This is a genomic window from Blautia sp. AF32-4BH (assembly GCF_003460565.1).
GTDB classification, from domain to species: domain Bacteria; phylum Bacillota; class Clostridia; order Lachnospirales; family Lachnospiraceae; genus Fusicatenibacter; species Fusicatenibacter saccharivorans.
This window is the reverse complement of the sequence record NZ_QTVL01000006.1, coordinates 21,886-43,960: the sequence shown is the minus strand read 5'-3', so window position 1 is coordinate 43,960 and position 22,075 is coordinate 21,886. Positions and strand designations below refer to the sequence as shown.

Sequence of the window (22,075 nt, the reverse complement as noted above, 5' to 3'; positions counted from 1 at the left end):
ATTTATTTTTATGAAGTATATCAACGAACTCCGGGAAGGAAACCGCATTTCCGGAATTTATCTCTGCAAACATAAACAGTCGGCTGTTACCAAAAACGGAAAACAGTACGAAAACGTGATCTTACAGGATAAAACCGGTACGATCGATGCGAAAATCTGGGATCCGAATTCTATGGGAATCCGTGAATTTGAAGCACTGGATTATGTAGATATTATGGGAGATGTTTCCAGTTTCAATGGGGCACTTCAGGTTTCCATTAAAAATGCAAGAAAAGCGGAAGAGGGCGAATATAATCCGGCGGACTATCTGCCGACGAGCCGTTACGACATCAATACGATGTATCAGGAGCTGCTCTCCTGGATCGGAACGGTGAAAAATCAGTATCTCTCCGAACTGCTGACGTATTATTTTATCCAGGATCAGGAGACCGCAAAACGGTTCCGCATGAGCTCTGCAGCAAAAAGCGTGCATCACGGATTCGTCGGCGGCCTTTTAGAGCATACGTTAAGTGTCACCCGTTTCTGCGATTTTATGGTAAAATCGTATCCGATTCTGAACCGCGATCTGCTGATTACGGCAGCGATTCTGCACGATATCGGAAAGACGAAAGAACTCTCCCTATTCCCGCAGAACGATTACACCAATGACGGACAGCTGCTCGGCCACATTATGATCGGTGCGGAGATGGTACACGATGCGGCGCAGAAGATCGACGGTTTCCCACAGGAACTCGAGAATCAGTTAAAGCACTGCATTCTGGCACACCACGGCGAGCTGGAATACGGTTCCCCGAAAAAACCGGCAATGGTAGAGGCGGTAGCGCTGAACCTGGCGGACAATGCCGATGCCAAAATGGAAACCCTGACCGAGCTGTTTGACGCAGCGCCGGCCGGCAATGAGTGGCTTGGCTACAACCGGTTCTTTGAGTCCAACATCCGCAGAACAGGAGACTTTTCATGAGCTATCAGAAAAATGATGTACTGACGGTGAAAATTGAAGATATGGGACACGACGGAGAGGGTATAGGCAAATGCGAGGGCTATACCCTCTTTGTCAAGGACACCGTCATCGGCGATCTTGCCGAGGTAAAAGTGATCAAAGCAAAGAAAAATTACGGCTACGCGCGCCTGATGCGCCTGATCGAGCCGTCCGCACACCGCGTCGAGCCGGTCTGCCCGGTTGCACGTCCGTGCGGCGGATGCCAGTTGCAGATGCTCGACTATGCGGAGCAGCTTCGCTTTAAGGAGAAGAAAATCGCCGGAAATCTCCAGCGCATCGGCGGCATGACGGAGATCCCGATGGAGCCGATCGTGGGGATGGAAAATCCGTTCCGCTATCGAAACAAAGCCCAGTTTCCGATCGGGCAGGATAGAAATGGAAAGCTGATTACGGGATTTTATGCGGGAAGAACGCATCAGATCATGGAAAACCGGAACTGTTATCTCGGCGTGGAGCAGAACGAGGAGATTCTGAATCGCATTCTTGCCTGGATGGAGGAGAACGGCGTTCCGGCATACAACGAGGAGACCGGCAAAGGCCTGGTGCGCCATGTGCTGATCCGGTTTGGATTTATGACGAAAGAGATTATGGTCTGTCTCGTTGTGAACGGAAAGAAACTGCCGGCCGAGGAGAAACTCATCAAATCGCTGACAGAACTCGAAGACATGACAAGCATTACCCTAAGCGCAAACCGTGAGCGGACCAATGTGATCATGGGAAAAGAAATCCGCTGCCTGTGGGGACAGGGGTATATCACCGACTATATTGGAACCGTAAAATATCGGATCTCCCCGCTGTCCTTCTACCAGGTCAACCCGGCGCAGACGGAAAAGCTGTACGGTCTTGCCCTGGAATACGCAGGCCTCACCGGAAATGAGACGGTCTGGGATCTCTACTGCGGCATCGGAACGATTTCCCTGTTCCTCGCGCAGAAAGCCAAAAAAGTCTACGGCGTCGAAATCGTCCCGGAGGCAATCGCGGATGCGAAGAACAATGCGAAAATTAACGAGATCGAAAACGCTGAATTTTTCGTTGGAAAATCGGAAGAGATTCTTCCGGCCTACTACGAACAGTACGCCAAAGACCACCCGGGCGAACACGCCCACGCGGACGTCATCGTCGTCGATCCGCCGAGAAAAGGCTGCGAAGAAAACCTCCTCCACACCATGGCCAGCATGCAGCCGGACCGCATCGTGTATGTATCCTGCGATTCCGCAACGCTGGCACGAGATGTGAAGGTGCTTGGGGAGCTGGGGTATGAAGTAAAGAAAGTCCGAGGGGTTGACCAATTCCCGATGACGTGCCATGTGGAGACAGTTGTTCTTTTGTCCCAACTGAAACAAAAGCCGGATGATTACATTAATGTCACAATTGAACTTGATGATGTGGATATAACATCTGCAGAGACTAAGGCAACATATGATGAGATAAAGAAGTATGTGTCTGAACATAATGCCGGCATGAAAGTTTCCAATCTGTATATTTCACAGGTAAAGAGAAAATGTGGAATTGAGGTTGGAAAGAATTATAATTTACCTAAAAATGAAGACAGTAGGCAACCACAGTGTCCGGAAGATAAAGAGAGAGCAATTGTGGAGGCATTGGAGCATTTTAAGATGATTCAGCAGAAATAAAAGGAGTTTGATAAAGGAAAATACTGACTTATGAAAATACATATTATTGGTTGCAGTGGTTCTGGAAAAACCTATTTAGCAAATGTACTTTCAAAAAAGTATAATATTTCCTATTTCGACTTAGATGATATTCAATGGGATAATAACGCCAAAGAATATGGCAAAAAGAGAACGCTTGATGAACGAAAAGCGTTATTACAAGAAATATTATATAATAATGATGAGTGGATAATTGAGGGGGTATATTATGCCTGGGTACAGCAAAGTTTTGATGAAGCTGATAAAATATATGTTTTAGATATGCCTGGTTATTTATATAAAAGTAGAATTATTATGCGCTCTATAAAAAGAAAATTGGGAATACAAAAAGGAAAAAGAGAAACTTTGAAATCGGTCTATAACCTTTTGAAATGGACTGAAACTTTTCAAAATAAAAATCTGAAAGAAATAAGAAGTATTTTAGATAGATATGATGATAAAGTCATATGGATATCAAGAAAAAAAGATGTAGAGAAGATAATAAAGGTGGTATGATAACTTCCAGATTTGTATGTATGGTAAATCTAAACTGTATTTTAGCAATATTTCCTGAGTGGGGGCAGAAAGTGCCCCCACTTTCACTATTTGGGGGCGAAAAGCGCCCCCGGAATTCAAAAATGGCTCCATTTTGCGCCCCCGTTTTTTAAAATCTGGAATCTAAACAAGATTACAATGAAATCAGAACATAAAAAGTGGGAGCAAAAAGCGCCGTCAAAATCATAAAGTGGGGGCGGAAAGCGCCACCAAAATGATAAAATGGGGGCAAAAAGCGCCCCCACATATAATAAACAAAGGGTTCAAGGGAAAAATCCCTTGCTAGAACGGCATTTGGATGTAGACCTCTCTAATGCGTATCTAGCCGTCGCTGGGGACTGATATATAAGAAGGAATATTGTTTAAGCAGGAAAAGACATAGAAGACTCTGGCTATATCGCAGGATATGTGCCTTGAAAGAATTGATTTGTGATAGATAGAAATATTTGAAAACTACCATTCAGTAAAATCTATTCCATTTTAGTAAGTCTTGAGATAAAATATGTTCTGTGAATTATTCACAAGATAATATTTTAAGGAGGCTTGGCAATGAACAAGGATTTTGAACGCTGCTGTAGCTTTCTTGCAGACATGATTATTAAATATGCACCAGAGATAAAAGAAGAAGTAGAGGTGTGTATGATGATCAAGGATTCAATTGATGACGAGAAAGTAAGCAGGCAGAAACAATTTGACCGGTTCTGTTATTACTTAGGTGGGATAAAACAGCTTCTGGACAAAAAGGCTGCATAGGCAGCTGGCATCCTGTAGATAATATGCTACGGGATGTATACATATATTACGGGACTTCATTCATAAGAGTGGAGTCTTTTTGTTTTATTCTTTCATCTTGGAAAAAGTTTTGGTTGAACAGAGGTTGGAATGATGATAAAATTTAGTTGGGACAATAGCGAACGCATGCGTTCACATTTCATAACTAAGAAGCAATGGATTGGAGAGGTGCTTATGGCAGATAAAATTGGAACCGATGAATATGGGGAAATACTTATATATCAGACTGATGATGGGCAGACAAATATAGAAGTTAAAATAGAAGATGATACAGTGTGGCTGACACAACAGCAGCTTACTGAATTATATCAATGCAGTAAATCAAATATAAGTGAACATATAAAGCATATATTCGAAGAAGGGGAGCTGGATAAGGATTCAGTTGTTCGGAAATTCCGAACAACTGCAGATGATGGAAAAACATATAATGTTACTTATTACAATTTAGATATGATTATCTCTCTTGGATACCGTATTAAATCAGTGATTGCAACAAGATTCAGGCAGTGGGCAACAAAGCGGCTAAAAGAATATATGATTAAGGGATTTACGATAGATGACGAGCGTTTGAAAGGAAATGGTGGAGGAAATTACTGGAAAGAGTTACTTGACAGAATCAGGGATATAAGATCTTCAGAAAAGGTATTGTATCGCCAGGTTCTTGATTTGTATGCTACGAGTGTAGATTACAATCCTCATAGCGAAGAGTCTGTTAGATTCTTTAAAATTGTTCAGAATAAACTTCACTATGCAGCACATGGTCATACTGCGGCAGAGGTTATATATCAACGTGCTGATGCACAAAAACCATTTATGGGACTTACTTCATTTTCAGGTGAATTACCAGCACTAAAAGATATAGGAATTGCAAAAAATTATCTGGATGAGAGTGAACTAAAAGTATTAAATAATCTTGTATCTGGTTATTTTGATTTGGCAGAAATTAATGCAATTGAACATAAACCTATGTACATGGATGATTATGTAAAGCAATTGGATAGTGTTTTGTCATCAGGAAACAGAAAGCTTTTAACTGGTTCCGGTTCTGTAAGTCATAAACAGGCGTTGGAGAAAGCAAAGTCAGAATACAGAAAATATCAGGAGATTACTTTGACACCAGTCGAAAAAGCATATCTTGAAAGCATTAAAGAGGTTTCCAAGGAAGTAAAAAGGAGATAACATCTGATGAAAAAACAGCAGAAATGTTACATATATACAAGAGTTTCCACTTCCATGCAGGTAGATGGTTACAGTCTTGATGCACAGAAGGACAAGCTTAGAAAATACGCAGAGTATCAGGAAATGTCTATCGTCGGGGAATATTCTGATGAGGGTAAATCTGGCAAAAGTGTGGAAGGCAGACCACAGTTTAAGCAGATGCTTGCGGATGTAGAAAGTGGCAAAGACAATGTTGATTATGTGCTGGTATTTAAGCTGTCACGATTTGGAAGAAATGCTGCAGATGTTTTATCGTCATTGCAGAAAATGCAGGATTATGGAGTTAATCTTATCTGTGTAGAGGATGGGATTGACAGCTCTAAGGATGTCGGGAAGCTGATGATATCTGTGTTATCTGCGGTTGCAGAGATAGAACGTGAGAATATCCTTGTCCAGACAATGGAAGGCCGCAGACAGAAAGCGAGAGAAGGCAGATGGAACGGCGGATTTGCGCCATATGGCTATCAGCTGGTAAATGGTGAACTTATCATTGCAGAAGATGAAGCAGAGATTATCCGTATTATATATGATAAATTCGTCAATACAACGATGGGAATGGCTGCGATAGCTGCATTTTTAAATAACAGTGGTTATAAGAAAAAGCTTCGCCAGAATAACACAATTGAAGGTTTTTCTACATCATTCGTCAAGGGTGTGCTGGACAATCCGATATATTGCGGTAAGCTTGCATTTGGCAGAAGAAAAAATGAGAAGATTCCGGGAACAAGGAATGAATATCATATCGTAAAACAAAAGGATTACTTGCTAAGTGATGGAGTCCATGAGGCAATTATATCAGAAGAAATGTGGAACCAGGCACACAGAAAGCGGCAGGAGACAGGTGTTTTACAGGTAAAAACACATAGTCTTGAGCATGAACATATTTTATCAGGGATTATTAAGTGCCCTGTATGTGGAAGCGGTATGTATGGCAATGTGAATCGTAAGAAGCATCCGGACGGAGGCTATTACAAGGATTATTTCTATTATGCCTGCAAACACAGGAAGCTTGTGGACGGACACCGCTGTACTTATAAAAGACAGTGGAATGAGGACAGAATCAATGCGGCAGTTGAGGAAATTATCCGTAAATTTGTAAAGAACCCAAAGTTTGAGCAGGAAATCCGTAAGCAGATAGGAAGCAGCATTGATACTTCGGAGCTTGACAAGGAATATGATGGATTAAAAGATAGACTGAGCCAGACAACCGGGGCAAAAAACAGGCTTGCTGACCAGATGGATCATTTATCTGTATCCGATAAGAATTATGACAAAAAATATAATGACATGCAGGAACGTTTGGACAAGCTATATGATGAAATCACTGATATTGAGGATGCCATGGAAGAAGTCGAAACAAGACTATATAATATCAGGCAGGACAAAATCTCAGAAGATAATGTTTACCAGTTCCTTTTATTCTTTGATAAGCTGTATGATAAATTTACAGATCTGGAAAAGAAGACATTTTTGAAGAGCTTCCTGTCGGATGTGTTTATCTATGAGGAAGAGCAAAAGGATGGCAGAATATTAAAAGGTCTCCGGTTTAAATTTCCTATATATATGAATGGCAGAAATGTATTAGGCGTGGATTGGGACAACGAGAGTACAGATGAGTGCGTGGTTGCACTACATCGGGTCGATATGTAAGAATCCTTGATTTGCGCGAAGGCAACGAGGAGAGTTCCGAAGAAATAACTGGCTGTAAAGCCAGTGTTTATGCGGAATTCGACGACTGCCCGCGAGTCGGGAAGTTTGTAAAACTTCTCGACTTCCGGCACTTTGAGCGACATATGATGTTCTCACAGAGTGATAGAAAAACCTACAAAAAAGCAATTTCAGACGGTGTGAATGTCTCAGTCGTATTGGATGTGGGGTGTGGAAACACATAAAAGTACAATTAATATTTTGAAGTTATTCAATAGAATACGAAGCGTGAAAGACCGTTCATTTTCAAGTAATTGGAGATGAGCGGTCTTTTTCTGTTTGCAGATAACATTGACGTAACTGAGTAGAAGTTATTCTACCGGAAGAACGGAGGTTGTAATGGAAGAGATAAAGAGTATCAGAATAAGCGAGTTAAAGGACTTTAAGAACCATCCTTTTCATGTGCAGCAGGACATAGAGCTGTGTGCCCTTATGAAAAGTATTGAAGATGAGGGTGTGATTGTACCTTTGCTTGTAAGACCGAATCCTGACGGAGAAGGTTATGAAGTGATTGCAGGACACAGACGAAAGGCAGATGCCGGCTGGGCTGGTCTTGCGGAGGTTCCGGCAGTTATAAGAGAATTGGATGATGATCAGGCGATAGTGGCGATGGTAGATTCTGTGCGCCCGTAAGGCGTTTGGGGTGGACACCCAAGCGACGTGGGTCATTATGATTTTGTTTTGAGAAAACAATAAGAAAAATTATCAAGTGTGAAGAACACAGTCTTATCGCCAACAACTAACCTTGAATGGAAACATAAAGGGGACAACAGCACGTTTGTAAAGGCACAAGTCAACAAAGCTTCCAAGTTGCGACTGAGTGTCGAGGTGAAAGGTACTATATGAGGATGAAAGCTAAACTGCTTGAAGGAAAGTCAGAGGCTAGAGCTAACCATCTCCGCACCGAAGGGAAGATGTTACGGTGATGTATTGGCAGATTAGTATTTTGCTGTCTGCAATCTGCGTGATAATCAATGCAAGCTAGCCATAGGTTCATTTGAGGATGCATCTGAAATCAAGGAAAAATTCAGAGTATTTCTCGAGGATACTCTGCATCTTGAGATGTCCGAAAAAAAGACCAAGATAACACATAGTCAAGATAAAGCAAGATTTCTTGGATATGATATCACCACCGCAAAGAACTCAGCGCTTATGCAATCATCAGGGCATACAGAAATGCCTATTCAGGCGGTTGGACAGGAACAACCTGTGCCTGACGATAAGGGTGCTTCTGGGAATATGGATTACACAGAGGAGGATGTGAAGAAGTATCAGATGGATCCTGATATCAATGAGTTGCTGGATTTCAGTTTTTGCGGGGAATGACAGCAGAAGGCTACAAAACATTTATAAATGGAAGTGTTATGGCATCATTTATGGAAGGAATTGTAGCCTCAATTTTAGAAGAAAAAAGTGGTGCCGGATACGGCACGAATTGTAGCCAATTAAATACAGTTATCAGCGTAATTGAAGCCATGTATCTTTGCGAAGGTATGTGGCTTTTTCCTTTTTGCGCTGAGGATAGATTTTTTAACCAGCCCTCGTGCATTTATGCGAGGGCTAAGCCTCGCAGAGCGAAATACACCCATCGCACAAAACTTCGTTTTGTACTCTGTGTATTTCGCCCTTGCAGGGGGCTATCACGCCGGATACGGCGGTGGGTTCGTAAACGGACACCTATATGTCCACTCACATTGGCATTAGAAGTGAAAGAAAGAGTTGCAGGAGCAGATTGCTGTATTGGATAGAAAAGCAGGGAGGATGAAATCAGAGCTTTCAAATGTGCTTCAGGATGCAGACTATGCAAATGCTTCGGAGTTTTATACCGAGCTATTCATGGTTCGTGAGGAGAGGCAAAGGTATGAAGAGGCTTGTAAGGAATGGCAGCAGAAGTGTGTTGAGGTGGAACTTGTAGCGGTGAAGGATAGTAAGTATTTTGGGGACGTAATTCCGATTAGCAGGAATAGAGGGCGATAAAGTAAGGCGATGCTATTAGTGAATCTGATAGCATCTGTGTAACTACATAGTGACAATTTTGCATCTTCGAAGTGGTAGTCTATGCAAAATATCATCGAATTGGATGAAAAAGGAGAGAATTACCGCATCCTTTGGGGTCTGGTAAACGGAGGCAGACCGACCAGTGAGCTGCCGAGTCACCTGATGAACCATGAAGTGAAAAAAGGCGTTACCAATGTTTATCATGCACATACCACGAATGTGATCGCACTGACATTTGTACTGCCGTTGGAGGATAAAGTATTTACTAGAGAACTCTGGGAGATGGCGACCGAGTGCCCGGTTGTATTTCCTTCCGGAATCGGTGTAGTAGGATGGATGGTGCCGGGCGGCCGTGAGATCGCAGTGGCGACAAGTGCCCTGATGAAAGAATATGATGTGGCAATCTGGGCGCATCACGGCATGTTCTGCTCAGGGGAAGACTTTGATCTTACATTCGGATTAATGCACACCGTAGAGAAATCCGCGGAAATCCTTGTAAAGATGCTGTCCATGAGACCGGATAAAAGACAGACAATCTCACCTCAGAATTTCAGAGATTTGGCGAAAGATTTTAAAGTAACTTTACCGGAAAAGTTTCTATATGACAAATAATGTACATATCACATATTTGGCGTATCAGAAGCATGAAGCATGTTTCGATATTCCATAGGCGTACATCCGTATTTCTTGCGGAACAGCTGAAAGAAAAAGCTGGTATTCTGATATCCGACGGCAAGGCTGATATCATTTGTGGAAAGTGCGGTGCTCCTTAACAGTTTTGCCGCCTGAGAAAGCCGCTGTGTCTGGACCAGCTCTTTGTAAGTGATTCCGGTATGCTGGCGGATATAGGCAGAGAGATAGTTTGGGTGCATATTAAAAAACTCAGCTGTAGAAGAAAGGGTACAGTCCGCAAAGTTTGTTTCGATATATCGGAGTATGGTATAAATCTGATCCACTGAGGAGTGATCCAGAACCATACCGTGCTGGAAAAGATTAATCATCTCACAGGTGATCAGTGTAAAAAGACTGTCTAAAAAAGGCCCGGATGTTACGGACGGAGAATAAAATTCACAGAGAAACTGGTTGGTAAGATCTGCCAGCCGGTTTTGTTTTTGTTCCGGGGAAAAGACAATATACCTGCTTTCCTGCATCGTGGTGTTCAGAGCCTCAATGAAAAAGTGTGTAAGGTAATTATCCTGAGACAGGCGTTCAAAAAAAGTACCGTTCAGATATTCGCGCGTCAGCAGAAAATTGATGATAATATCATTTTCTGAACATCTTTTGACAGAATGAGGTGCATTCTGGCTGATCAGAACCATCTGCCCGGCTTTTAGCCTGAATGTAGTCTTATTTATCGTCATTGTGCAGGCGCCAGAATAAATATAACTCAATTCCAGCCACTCATGGATATGCAGAGGTACGTTTTCAAAACGATCTTGTTTTACAACAGCGAAGTTGTAATAACTCGGAAGAACTTTCTTTGAAAGAAATAAAGAACGCAGATCTTCAAGGTTCGTATCAAAACGGTAACAGGGTGTATCAAACTTACCTCTGGCAACAGGAAATTGTGAATAATCTTTCTTTACACCATTCAGACGCTGGGTTTCTTCGGTAGTGTGCTGCTTCAGAAATTGATTCAATGCAGATAATGTCATCATATATAATCTCTCCTTTTCGAGATATGAATGAACTGTGATTATAGTCATCAGCAGTTTATTTAACCTGTCTAAAATATACCATATTGGGGGCAAAGGTGTACAGAGTAATCTCGGATATTTATTAAGTTTGGTCGGTAAATCACTTATGTTTCGTTGATGTAATTTTAGTCTGTATAAAGTAAGATGTCAGTAAGAAAAGGAGGCATAGGTTAGGATGAAGATATTTTTTGCAGTAGTGGTGATTGTTTTATTATTTGTAATCGGTGCGACATTATATGTCTATAAAAAAAGTGCCATGTTTTTGCCGGCACTTCTTGGCATCTGCGGATTTCCAAAAATAAAGGAAAGCAGCTATTACGATGAAAACGGACATTTCCGTCCGGGAACGGGGGAGGACAAAGTTGGATTTTTCATGCAGCATCCGGTATTCGGCGGTTTTAAACATATGTTTTTCAATGTGGAGGACAACGTGCTGAAAGCTATTGCGCCTGTAAAGTATAAGGATTTTTTAAAGGCGCCGGGCCGTGAGGAACAATTGGATGCAGCCTTGGAATCTTTCAATTATCTAACCGGACTTGTTGAGAAAGGTCAGGCAAGGCTGGTGTCGGATCTGTATCCTGCGGAAGCAGTGAAGGGTCATCCGTACAGGTCACATCTGACGGGAATGTTTTATCAGGGACAACAGGGAAAACCACTTGCCATTGTAGTTCCGGGAGGCGGATTTATCAGTAATGTAACTGATTGCGAGGGGTATCCTGTGGCGATGAAGCTGCATAAAATGGGATATTCTGTTTTCGTCGTAAGTTATCCGGTCGGCAGACAGCTGGGTGAGACAGAACAGGTAAAGCAGGGACAGGCTGCCGCGAGGGAACTGACACAAGTGATTCGATATCTGACGGAGCATCAAAAACAGTTTTCTGTAAACATGGATGATTATGCCATCTTTGGTTTTTCAGCAGGAGGACTTATGACCACGGCGTATTCATTTGCCAATTATGAGGACTGCTGCCACAAGAATCATCTGCCAAGACCGAAGGTGATCTTCCCTATGTATGGTCTGGACTGGAATATCAAAGCTTTGCAGGAGGACAAGGGACTGGCGGTATTTTCTATCGTAGGGCGGGATGATGAGTTCGGTTTTGCAAATGTGGAAGATAAACTGCCGGAATTAGAGAAGGTACTGGGCAAAGAAAATGTGTCGGTCAGAATCGTTGACGGACTGGGACATGGATTTGGAATAGGAAATGAAACAAAAGTGAAAAACTGGCTTCAGGAAGCAGTCATCTTCTGGGAAGCCCACAGATAGGAACAGATAAGAATTTATTTAAGGAGGATTTCATAATGAGCAGAAACCTGAAAGAATTGATCAGACAGATGACACTGGAGGAAAAAGCAGGACTATGTTCGGGAGCGGATTTCTGGAACACGATGGGAATCGAAAGGTTAGGGATTCCTTCCGTTATGATGACAGACGGCCCGCACGGCTTGCGCAAACAGGAAGGCGCGGCAGATCATCTCGGCCTGAATAAAAGTGTGAATGCAGTCTGCTTTCCGGCAGCCTGCGCCACGGCATCCAGCTTTGACGTGGAACTGATGGAATGTATGGGACAGATCCTTGGGGACGAGTGTCAGGCTGAGAACGTGGGCATGCTCCTCGGCCCTGCAGTTAATATCAAACGCAGTCCTCTCTGCGGAAGGAATTTTGAATATATGTCCGAAGATCCATATCTGACAGGAAAGATGGCGTCAGCATATATCCGGGGCGTACAGTCGAAAGGCATCGGAACCAGTATGAAACACTTCGCCGCGAATAATCAGGAAACAGACCGTATGCAGATATCGTCGGAAGTATCGGAACGGGCTTTCCGGGAAATTTATCTGCCGGCTTTTGAGGAGGCGGTGAAGAAAGCGCAGCCAAAGACTGTGATGTGCAGCTACAATAAGATCAACGGAGTATTTTCTTCAGAGAATAAGAAGCTTCTGACAGATATCCTGCGGGATGAGTGGGGATTTGAAGGATATGTGGTCAGTGACTGGGGAGCTGTAAATGACCGGGTGAAAGGACTGAAAGCCGGTCTTGACTTGGAGATGCCGGGATCAGGAGGATATAATACAAGAAAGATTATTCAGGCAGTGGAGAATGGAGAACTGGAGGAAGAAATTCTTGACAGAACGGTGGAACGCATACTGAAAGTAGTCTTCTCCTACACAGATAACAGGAAAGCGGAGACTGTATTTGACAGGGAAAAGGATCACAAAGCAGCGGCAGATATCGAAACAGAGTGCGCCGTACTTCTGGAAAACAGGGGAGTGCTGCCGCTGAAAAAAGAACAGAAAGTAGTCTATATCGGGGAATTTGCAAAGAAACCGCGATACCAGGGCGGGGGATCGAGTCACATCAATACGGACAGCGTAGTGTCGGCTCTGGAAACTGCGGTGAGAAAAGGCAGGGCAGTGGAGTACGTGAAAGGCTTCTCGTCAGAGCGTGACGAGATGACAGAAGAGGATCTGAAACAGGCGTGTGAAGCGGCAGCGGGCGCAGATGTAGTTGTAATCTTTGCCGGACTGCCGGACAGCTTTGAGTCGGAAGGATATGACAGAACATCCATGGAACTGCCAAAGTGTCAGAATCGCCTTATAGAGGCTGTGGCTGAGATACAGAAAAATGTGGTAGTGGTTCTTCATAACGGAAGTCCCGTAGAAACTCCATGGGCGGAGTCTGTAAATGCCATTCTGGAGATGTATCTGGGAGGAGAAGGCATTGGGGAGGCCAGCGACCGGCTGTTATTTGGGGAGGCAAATCCAGGAGGACGTCTGGCGGAGACGTTCCCATATCGTCTGGAAGACAACCCGAGTTACCTGAATTTCCCTGGAGACGGCAGGACTGTTCTCTATGGAGAAGATATCTTTGTCGGATACCGTTACTATGATGCGAAGAAAGTACCGGTGCGCTGGGCATTCGGCCATGGACTGTCATATACGGAATTCAGCTACAGCAATATGAAACTCTCTTCTGCGGAAATGAAAGATGGAGATATTCTGAAGGTGAGCATTGATGTGGAGAATACAGGGAAGAGGGCAGGAAGTGAAGTGGTTCAACTCTATGTCAGTGACAAGGACAGCACGGTGCCAAGAGCAGTGAAAGAACTAAAAGGGTTTGCGAAAGTATTTCTGAATCCGGGTGAGAAGAAGACGGTTACAATGGAACTTTGCGCGAGAGATTTTGCTTACTACGAGACAAAGATTCACGACTGGTACACTCCGTCAGGTACATATGAGATCCAGATCGGGCATGCCAGCGATGAGATCAGAGAGGCTGCAGAACTTACATTTACTACTGATGTGCTGCTGCCGTTCACTGTGGATATGACCACTACAATGGGGGAATTGATGAACCACCCGAAGACAGCAGGGAAAATGATGGAGTATCTTGAGGGGATATCACAGGGAGAAGAACCTAAGAAAGAAGATGGGGAGGTACAGCTTGTGACTCCGGAAATTATTGCGCAGATGCCGCTGAAATCATTTTTAAGCGTTATTCCGGGCGAAGCGATCGAGCAGATGATCGTGGAGTTAAATGCTCTGTGTCAGTAGTGGGAGGAACGGTTGGCTTATTATTGGATGAAAAAGTATCAGCATGAAAATGAGGAAGAATTATGGGCAAGATTTATGCGGCAAAAACAAATCATATCACAAACCCTTTAGGGTTTTATCTGAAACCGTTGGTATTTTCATGGAAAGTGAAAGGCGGAAGAGGACAGGAACAGAAACATGCAAGGATTGTGATCAGCAAGAACAAAACCTTTACAGATATCTGTCACGACACGGGGGAGGCAGAGCTGGACAGTCTCTCTGCAAGAGTGGAATTTGAACCGCAGCCGTATACAAGATATTACTGGAAAGTTATTGTGACAACAGATGCAGAGGAAGTGATCGAATCAGACACGCAGTTCTTTGAGACCGCCAAAATGGATGAACCGTGGACGGGCAGGTGGATTACCTGTGACAGCAGTCAGGAACGGCATCCGATTTTCTCAAAGAGGATTCGTCCGGCAAAAGAAGTGAAAAGCGCAAGACTGTACATTTGCGGCCTGGGATTGTATGAGGCATATTTTCTTGGGGAAAATAAAGAAAATCCTAAGAAAATCGGTGAAGAGTATCTGACTCCGTACTGCAATAATTATGACCGGTGGATCCAGTATCAGACGTATGACATCACAGAACAGGCAGAACGAGGAGGTGTGCTGTCTGTTCTTCTCGGAAACGGTTGGTATAAAGGCAGGTTCGGTTTCAATGATCCGGAGCGGGAAGCATATTACGGTGACGAGTGGAAGCTGATTGCGGAGATTCACATAGAGTACAAAGACGGAACGAAAGATGTGATCAGTTCTGATGAAACCTGGTCAGTTACAAGAAGCAATTTGTGGTTTTCCAATATCTATGACGGTGAGAGAAGAGATGATACGCTGCCGCCGGTAGAGGAGTCTCCTGCGCGGATCGCAAAGGTTCCGAAAGGCCGGCTTATGGAACGGTTATCTCTTCCAGTTAAGGTACAGGAGGAGATGAAGCCGGCAGAGCTGATCCATACTCCTGCCGGAGAAGAGGTATTTGATCTGGGGCAGGAGATCACGGGGATCTTCCGGCTGCGGGTGCATGAGCCGGCGGGGACAACTATCAGGATTCAGACGGGCGAGGTGCTTCAGGACGGATGTTTCTACAACGAGAATTTAAGAACTGCACTTTCGGAGTACATTTATGTTTCTGATGGTACAGAAAAGGTGATTACGCCTCATTTTACATACTATGGTTATCGATATGTGAAAGTGACCGGGGTTAGGGACCTTTCGTGTGAGGATTTTACGGCGCTTGTTCTTTACAGTGATTATGAGAGCATCGGGGCAATCGAGACAGGGAATGATCTTGTGAACAAATTAATCTCCAATATCGAATGGGGAATGAAAGGGAACTTTCTGGATGTGCCTACAGACTGTCCCCAAAGAGATGAGAGGATGGGCTGGACAGGAGATACACAGGTATTTTCCGCGACTGCAAGCTATCTGGCTGATACCTATGCGTTTTACCGAAAATATTTATACGACCTGTATCAGGAACAGCTTCTGGCGGGCGGAATGGTTCCGGAGATTGTCCCCACATTCGGACCGACAAAATGTTCCTGCGCATGGGGAGACGCCGCATGTATCATTCCCTGGAACGTATATCTGTTCAGCGGGGACAAAACAATACTCGAAAACCAGATTGAGAGCATGAAAGCGTGGGTCGATTATATACGGAGAATTGACGGGGACCATCATGGATGGAGACAGGTTTTCCATTATGGGGACTGGCTTGCTCTTGACCGTACAGGCGCCGCCGCGAACAGCGTGTATGGAGCGACTGATGAAGCATATATTGCAGACATCTACTACGCGGCAAGTGCGCAGACTGTTGCAAAAGCAGCAGAAGTGCTTGGACTGGAAGAAACGAGACAGGAATATCAGAAAATCGCAGACCGTCAGTGGCAGGTCGTGAAAGAAGAATATTTTACTGCCACCGGCAGATGTGCGGTGAAGACGCAGACAGGGCTTATCCTTGCACTAAAATATCATCTGTCTGAAAATGAAGAACTGACAAAGCAGATGCTGCAAAAGCTTCTCAGGGACAATAAAAATAAATTAAATACCGGATTTGTAGGAACCCCGCTTCTGTGCAATGTCCTAACTGATCATGGAATGACAGACGCGGCATACCGGCTGCTCCTGAATGAGGAATACCCGGGCTGGCTCCATGAAGTGAAGCTGGGAGCAACGACGGTGTGGGAGCGTTGGAATTCACTGGATGAGAGCGGACATGTCTCCAGCACGGGGATGAACAGTCTGAATCATTATTCCTACGGCGCTGTATTGGAATGGATCTTCCGTCATGCGGCCGGGATTGATATGACGGAACAGAGCCCGGGAGGCAGGGTGATGCGGATCAGTCCTAAAGTGAATAATGGACTCAAATATGTAAAAGCTGTTTATGATTCGGCAAGCGGATGCTATCAGTGCGGCTGGGAGATATCAGAAGATAATAAAATTACGGTCACTGTTACGGTTCCGTTCGGCGGAAGTGCAGAAGTGGTTCTTCCATATGCGTCGGAATCTGTATATGAAGATAAAGAAAATCCATTATTTGAAGAGGTAGAAAATGGAATCTGCCGTGTGAGAGCTGGAGAATATGAAGTCGCTTATGAGGCGTCACAGCCTTTAAAGAGGAAATACAGCATAGACTCGACAATGGAAGAACTGCTGAACCATCCGCAGATTCGCGCGTTCCTTTCTCAAATGATGGAAGTGGATATGATTCCCGATATTGCATATGGACTTTCGCTTAGAGATGTCGCGAGAACATTCGCAGGAGAGATAAAAAAAGATGAGGCGCAGATGCTGGATACGGCGCTTGCGAAATTCTGATCAGGAAGGCTGCTATGGAGCTTACAAGACTTAAGGTAAACAGTCAATACAGACCATGCGTGGACGAAGCACCTTATTTTTCATGGGTGATTACCAGTGACAAAAAGAATGTGATGCAGACATCCTATCATATTACAGTGACAGGTCTGGGAGAAGTGGTGTGGGATTCCGGGGTGGTAGAAAGTGATAAAAGTACTTTTGTAGAGTACAACGGAAAACCATTGAAAAGTCTCAGTGACTATAGCTGGACAGTGGAAGTGACGGTTAATAACGGAGAAAAGGCAGCGGCATCCTCATCCTTTGAGACAGGATTTATGAAGAAAGAATGGACGGCCGAGTGGGTGAAATCTCCGTTCCCGATGAAAAAGGTAAAACCCGGAACCGGCGGACAGAATCCGGCAGAATATTTCCGCAAAGAATTTGAGGCACGAGAAGGTGTGAAACGGGCACGCGTCTATGCCACATGTCACGGAGCATATCAGCTCAGCGTGAACGGAATACGTCCGGACGACAGAGAGTTTGCGCCGGAATTTACCGTCTATTCTAAATATCTGTGCTACCAGACTTATGATGTGACTCCGTTCTTGAAAGAGGGAGGAAATGTCATAGGAATGCTGGTGGGGGACGGCTGGTATGACAGCGCGAACTTTAAACCGAGAAGAAGGAAGTTTAAAGCCGAACATTCTGTGTTATTTCAGATAAAGATTGATTATGAAGACGGAACGAGTGAAATGGTTCTGTCCGATGATGCGGTGAAGGTTTCGGAAAGTCCGGTCCGGTCTTCCGATCTGTTTGCAGGAGAACTCTATGATGCACGGATGGAACAGGAGAGGTGGAACTGCTGGGGATTCGATGACAGCAGCTGGAAAGCAGGTATCCCATGTGGAAAATCTTACGCAAACCTGGCGGCTCAGTACGGGGAACCGGTGCGTCCGGTAAAGGAAGTACCGGCAGTCGGAATGACAGTCAGCCTGAAAGGCGAGACGATTATTGACTTCGGGCAGAATCTGGCGGGGGTTCTGCGCGTAAAAGCGAAACTGCCTGCCGGAACAAAAATGGTATTAGATCATTTTGAGACTCTGGATCAATATGGAAACTATTTCAATAATATTTTCATGTCAGAGAAAACAGGGCACAAGCAAAGCGATATTTATATTTCAAACGGGAAATTTACAGAGTATATACCGCATTTTACATATCACGGGTTCCGCTATGTGAGAGTGACATGCGATCAGCCGGTGAGCCCGGAGGATTTCACAGCGATCGTCCTGTCTTCTGACAATGAGGATCTGGGAACTTTTGAGACATCCAACGAAGATATAAACCGGCTTTACGAAAATACAAGATGGTCTCAGCGGTCGAATCTGTTCTCAATCCCCACGGACTGTCCGCAGAGAGAAAAAGGCGGATGGACCGGAGATATCCAGATTTATGCAAGAACAGCCATGCTCAACGAAAATGTAACCCCGTTTCTGACAAGATGGCTGCGCAATATGACCTGCAGTCAGCAGAAAAACGGGGCAATCCCTAATGTGATCCCCCTTACCGGAATCTATGAATTACTGGAGAAACTGAATCGGATCGTATACCGCAATTTTGAACCGGTGGGAGAAGCGGGATGGGGAGATGCCGCCTGTATCGTACCGTGGAGCATGTATCAACTTACAGGAAATATAAGGATACTGAGAGAACAGTATGACACAATGAAAAAGTGGTGCGACTATATCATCAACACCGCAAAGAAGCGTAGAGGCAAGATGAAACATCCAAAAGAAATTGACCAGTATCTGTGGAATACAGGACATCAGTACGGGGAGTGGCTCATACCGAGCCAGACAGTAGACGGAGCAGACCAAAGCGCTGCAAAACCTGTCAATACTTCTGCATACTGCGCGCCAATCTTTGGATGGAATTCCTGCCGGATCATGGCAGATACAGCAGCGCTCCTCGGGCATACATCAGACGAATTATACTATGATGACATTGCGTCTAGAATGAAATCTGCCATTCAAAAAGGACTGATCGATGATGACGGGAAGATGCCTCTTGATTTTATGGGCAGTTATGTGCTGGCAATCGCATTTGATCTTGCTCCTGAAAGGAAGAAAGAAAGTATCGCCGGACATTTGATCCGCAAGATAGAAGAAAACGGGGATTGTCTGGATACAGGGTTCCTGACGACGCCGTATCTGCTGGATGCGCTCTGTAAGATCGGCAGGATGGACAAGGCATATAAAGTCCTGCTCCAGACAAAGTGCCCGTCATGGCTTTATGAGGTGAATCAGGGAGCGACAACAATCTGGGAAAATTATATTTCTTACAAGGAGGACGGGTCTCCGGTTATGACAAGCCTGAACCATTATGCCTTTGGATGCGTGGACGACTGGATGTTCCGGAAGATAAGCGGCATTGATATGGCTGCTCCCGGATTTAAGAAGATTGTGATCGCGCCGGAGCCGGACAATGCGTTTACCAGTGCAAAGCGTACTTATATGAGCGAGTACGGGGAGATCGCAGTCGGGTGGAGTATGGATAAAGGGAAATTTAAGCTGAAAGTAAAAATTCCCTGCAACACGACTGCCGTTGTAAAGATGCCGGATGGCAGATTATACAAGGTAGGAAGCGGAATGTATCAGTTTGAATAAAGAATCAAAGAAAACAAAATGACAGTATTTGCGAGAACTGACCGGTAAATACAGACGGCCAGTTCTCTTAATATGAAAGTTGAAAATAATAAGGAGTTAAGGATTATGAAAAAGAAAATATTGAAGATCACCTTAAGTATCGTTTTAATTCTGATTCTGGCTGCGGGAATCGGCCTGACATATTTAGTAGGAGCGGCAGGCGGTGGAGGACCGTTTGATTTTGTCTGGAAGAACAAGCTGAAAAAAATGGCGGGAAACGCAGAAAAATACAGTCTGGAAAATATAGAACCGTTAGAAAACAGCCCTCTTGGAGGGAAGCGCATCTGCTACCTTGGATCATCTGTAACCTTGGGTCTGTACTCAATGGATGTTTCTTTTGCAGATTATATCTCTTACAGAAATGGCTGTGAGTATGTAAAAGAAGCCGTCAGCGGCACTACTTTAGTGGATAACGGAAAGACGTCTTATATCCAAAGAATGAAAAATAATATCGGTACAGATGAGAAATTCGATGCGTTTGTCTGCCAGCTTTCCACGAATGACGCGTCGAAGGAAATGCCGATGGGAGAACTCAGCAGTTCAGAAAATCTGGAGGATTTTGATACACAGACAATAACAGGAGCAATGGAATATATCATTGTATATGCAAAGCAGGCATGGAATTGTCCCGTGATCTTTTATACCGGAACAAAATATGACAGTAAACAGTATCAGCAGATGGTAGATGTATTGTTTGAGCTTCAGGATAAATATGGAATAGGCGTGATCGACCTTTGGAATGACGAGGAGATGAATGACGTTTCTGAAAAAGAATATGAAGTTTATATGGCAGATCCGGTTCATCCGACGCAGGCAGGATATCTGGAATGGTGGACGCCTAAGATGGAAGAATACTTATATCAGTTTTTAGAAAGATGATTATTATATTAAGTTTCGTCGGTAAACTGCTTATATATCGTTGATGATTTGCCCTTTGGGATTATTTATAATTAAATCAAACAATGAAAGGACGGATAACGAAATGGAAAATGCAGTTACAAAAAGAGAAAAAATCAGTTATGGTTTGTATTTTATGGGACAGAATGTATTCTATGGACTGATAGGATATATGACTACATATTTTACAGATATCGGCATAACGGCAGCATTGGTTGCGATCGTGGCGCTGATCACGAAAGTGTGGGATGCCATCAACGATCCGATCTTCGGTATGATCATGGATAAGGTAAATTTTAAGAAAGGGAAATTCCTGCCGTGGCTTCGAATATCTGTCATAGCGATTCCGGTGGCGACCATTCTTCTTTTTACAATACCTGCCGGGATTCCGATGATGGCTAAAATCATATGGGCAACACTTGCTTATATGTTATGGGATACAGCCTATACCCTTTGCGATGTGCCGATTTTTGGTATTGTTACCACGATGACAATAGACCAGAAGGAACGTATTTCACTAAACAGTATAGGAAGAATGTTTGTTATTTTTGCAGGTATTGTTACAGGAATTGTCCTGCCGTTGGTACGGCAGCGGTTAGGCGGCTGGGCGACAACAGTAATTGTGTTATCTCTTTTGTCAGCTGTTATGATGATTCCGATCTGTCTGTTCGCAAAGGAGAGAGTAATTGAAAAAGAAAGAGTACTGGACGAAGGGGCAGAAGAAAGTTATACGCTGCGCGATATGGCAGAATGTCTGCGGAAGAACAAATATTTATTGATTTTCTTTGCGGCTCCGCTCATCAGCAGCCTGCTTAATGTTGGGGCAAATTGGGGCTTATACGTTGCCCGGTACTGCCTTGGCGGTGAAGAAGCTGCCTCATATGTTTCGATGACGGTGATTATTCCGACCTTGATTGGTGCGGTTATGGCAGTAGAATTATGCAAAAAATATGATAAATTTAAAGTCTTCTATATTTCATATATTTTCGCGTTACTTCTGGGAATTGTAAGATTCATAGCCGGGTATGAGAATATGATGGTGTATGTGATTTTAAATGCCTTAGGAGGAATTCCGCTGGGAATAGCAGTTATACTGCAGTATCAGTTTACGCCGGACTGCTACGAGTATGGACAGTACAAGACAGGATTAAAAATGCGTGGTGTAACGTTTGCGGCGCAGACATTTTTTACAAAATTAAGTGGAGCGATCGCAACAGCAGTCAGTGTGTTTGCGTTAACTATAATCGGCTTCCGAGAGGGAGAAGGCGTTGTTCAGGCGGCAGGATTTGCCGATAAATTATGGACATTCAGCTGTCTTGGCAGCATTATCGGGGGTATTTGCACTCTGCTTATACTTCGTCTTTACAAGCTTAATGACCATGATGTCCAGCTGATGGCAAAATGCAATAATGGTGAGATCAGCCGTGAAGAAGCAGAGGCACAGATGATCAATCAGTATTAA

The 22,075-nt window shown here is 44.0% G+C and carries 16 protein-coding genes and 1 pseudogene; 16 read left to right on the top strand and 1 reads right to left on the bottom strand.

Translation table 11 applies throughout. The features are described 5' to 3' along the window. Positions 1 to 10 precede the first annotated feature (10 nt). The 10 genes and pseudogenes from DWZ44_RS08950 to rhaD all read left to right on the top strand — a co-directional run. Positions 11 to 961, top strand: a complete 951-nt coding sequence (locus tag DWZ44_RS08950) for a 3'-5' exoribonuclease YhaM family protein (protein ID WP_055228015.1) — start codon at positions 11 to 13, stop codon at positions 959 to 961. Then, positions 958 to 2,634, top strand: coding sequence for a 23S rRNA (uracil(1939)-C(5))-methyltransferase RlmD (gene rlmD, locus DWZ44_RS08945; RefSeq protein ID WP_117804687.1), 1,677 nt, complete (start codon positions 958 to 960; stop codon positions 2,632 to 2,634). The genes DWZ44_RS08950 and rlmD overlap by 4 nt, the downstream gene beginning before the upstream one ends. Before the next feature lie 30 nt (positions 2,635 to 2,664). Then, the gene (locus DWZ44_RS08940) at positions 2,665 to 3,168 is read left to right on the top strand and encodes an AAA family ATPase (protein ID WP_117804686.1); all 504 of its coding nucleotides are present in this window, start codon (positions 2,665 to 2,667) and stop codon (positions 3,166 to 3,168) included. A gap of 588 nt (positions 3,169 to 3,756) precedes the next feature. Further along, on the top strand, positions 3,757 to 3,960 hold the full coding sequence (locus DWZ44_RS08930; RefSeq protein ID WP_109257794.1) for a hypothetical protein: 204 nt from the start codon (positions 3,757 to 3,759) through the stop codon (positions 3,958 to 3,960). A 213-nt stretch (positions 3,961 to 4,173) separates the two neighbouring features. Continuing rightward, positions 4,174 to 5,178 (top strand): virulence RhuM family protein, encoded by a 1,005-nt coding sequence (locus tag DWZ44_RS08925; protein WP_055176168.1) that lies wholly within the window; start codon positions 4,174 to 4,176, stop codon positions 5,176 to 5,178. Between the two features lie 3 nt (positions 5,179 to 5,181). Then, positions 5,182 to 6,867: a recombinase family protein gene (locus tag DWZ44_RS08920; RefSeq protein ID WP_117804685.1), complete on the top strand. Its 1,686-nt coding sequence runs from the start codon at positions 5,182 to 5,184 to the stop codon at positions 6,865 to 6,867. Between the two features lie 396 nt (positions 6,868 to 7,263). Continuing rightward, entirely contained in the window at positions 7,264 to 7,557 is a 294-nt protein-coding gene (locus tag DWZ44_RS08910) for a ParB N-terminal domain-containing protein (protein WP_055267517.1), read from the top strand. Positions 7,558 to 7,986: 429 nt separating this feature from the next. Then, positions 7,987 to 8,250 (top strand): hypothetical protein, encoded by a 264-nt coding sequence (locus tag DWZ44_RS18690; protein WP_055267519.1) that lies wholly within the window; start codon positions 7,987 to 7,989, stop codon positions 8,248 to 8,250. Between the two features lie 414 nt (positions 8,251 to 8,664). Next, entirely contained in the window at positions 8,665 to 8,901 is a 237-nt protein-coding gene (locus tag DWZ44_RS08900) for a hypothetical protein (RefSeq protein ID WP_118700810.1), read from the top strand. A gap of 90 nt (positions 8,902 to 8,991) precedes the next feature. Then, positions 8,992 to 9,534, top strand: a pseudogene (gene rhaD, locus DWZ44_RS08895) (rhamnulose-1-phosphate aldolase); the annotation flags it as partial. A gap of 8 nt (positions 9,535 to 9,542) precedes the next feature. Here the strand turns inward: rhaD and DWZ44_RS08890 are convergent. Further along, positions 9,543 to 10,580 (bottom strand): AraC family transcriptional regulator, encoded by a 1,038-nt coding sequence (locus DWZ44_RS08890; RefSeq protein WP_158565855.1) that lies wholly within the window; start codon positions 10,578 to 10,580, stop codon positions 9,543 to 9,545. 214 nt (positions 10,581 to 10,794) lie between these two features. Here DWZ44_RS08890 and DWZ44_RS08885 point away from each other — a divergent pair, with 214 nt between their 5' ends. The 6 genes from DWZ44_RS08885 (at position 10,795) to DWZ44_RS08860 (ending at position 22,075) form a co-directional block, all read left to right on the top strand. Next, entirely contained in the window at positions 10,795 to 11,886 is a 1,092-nt protein-coding gene (locus tag DWZ44_RS08885) for an alpha/beta hydrolase (protein ID WP_055267525.1), read from the top strand. A 35-nt stretch (positions 11,887 to 11,921) separates the two neighbouring features. Then, on the top strand, positions 11,922 to 14,174 hold the full coding sequence (locus tag DWZ44_RS08880; RefSeq protein WP_117802661.1) for a glycoside hydrolase family 3 C-terminal domain-containing protein: 2,253 nt from the start codon (positions 11,922 to 11,924) through the stop codon (positions 14,172 to 14,174). A 62-nt stretch (positions 14,175 to 14,236) separates the two neighbouring features. Then, the gene (locus tag DWZ44_RS08875) at positions 14,237 to 17,032 is read left to right on the top strand and encodes an alpha-L-rhamnosidase (protein WP_117804683.1); all 2,796 of its coding nucleotides are present in this window, start codon (positions 14,237 to 14,239) and stop codon (positions 17,030 to 17,032) included. Between the two features lie 14 nt (positions 17,033 to 17,046). Then, positions 17,047 to 19,677, top strand: a complete 2,631-nt coding sequence (locus DWZ44_RS08870; RefSeq protein ID WP_117804682.1) for a family 78 glycoside hydrolase catalytic domain — start codon at positions 17,047 to 17,049, stop codon at positions 19,675 to 19,677. Positions 19,678 to 19,782: 105 nt separating this feature from the next. Beyond that, complete coding sequence (locus tag DWZ44_RS08865; RefSeq protein WP_242953300.1) at positions 19,783 to 20,595, top strand: SGNH/GDSL hydrolase family protein; 813 nt, start codon at positions 19,783 to 19,785, stop codon at positions 20,593 to 20,595. 103 nt (positions 20,596 to 20,698) lie between these two features. Further along, complete coding sequence (locus DWZ44_RS08860) at positions 20,699 to 22,075, top strand: MFS transporter (protein ID WP_158565854.1); 1,377 nt, start codon at positions 20,699 to 20,701, stop codon at positions 22,073 to 22,075.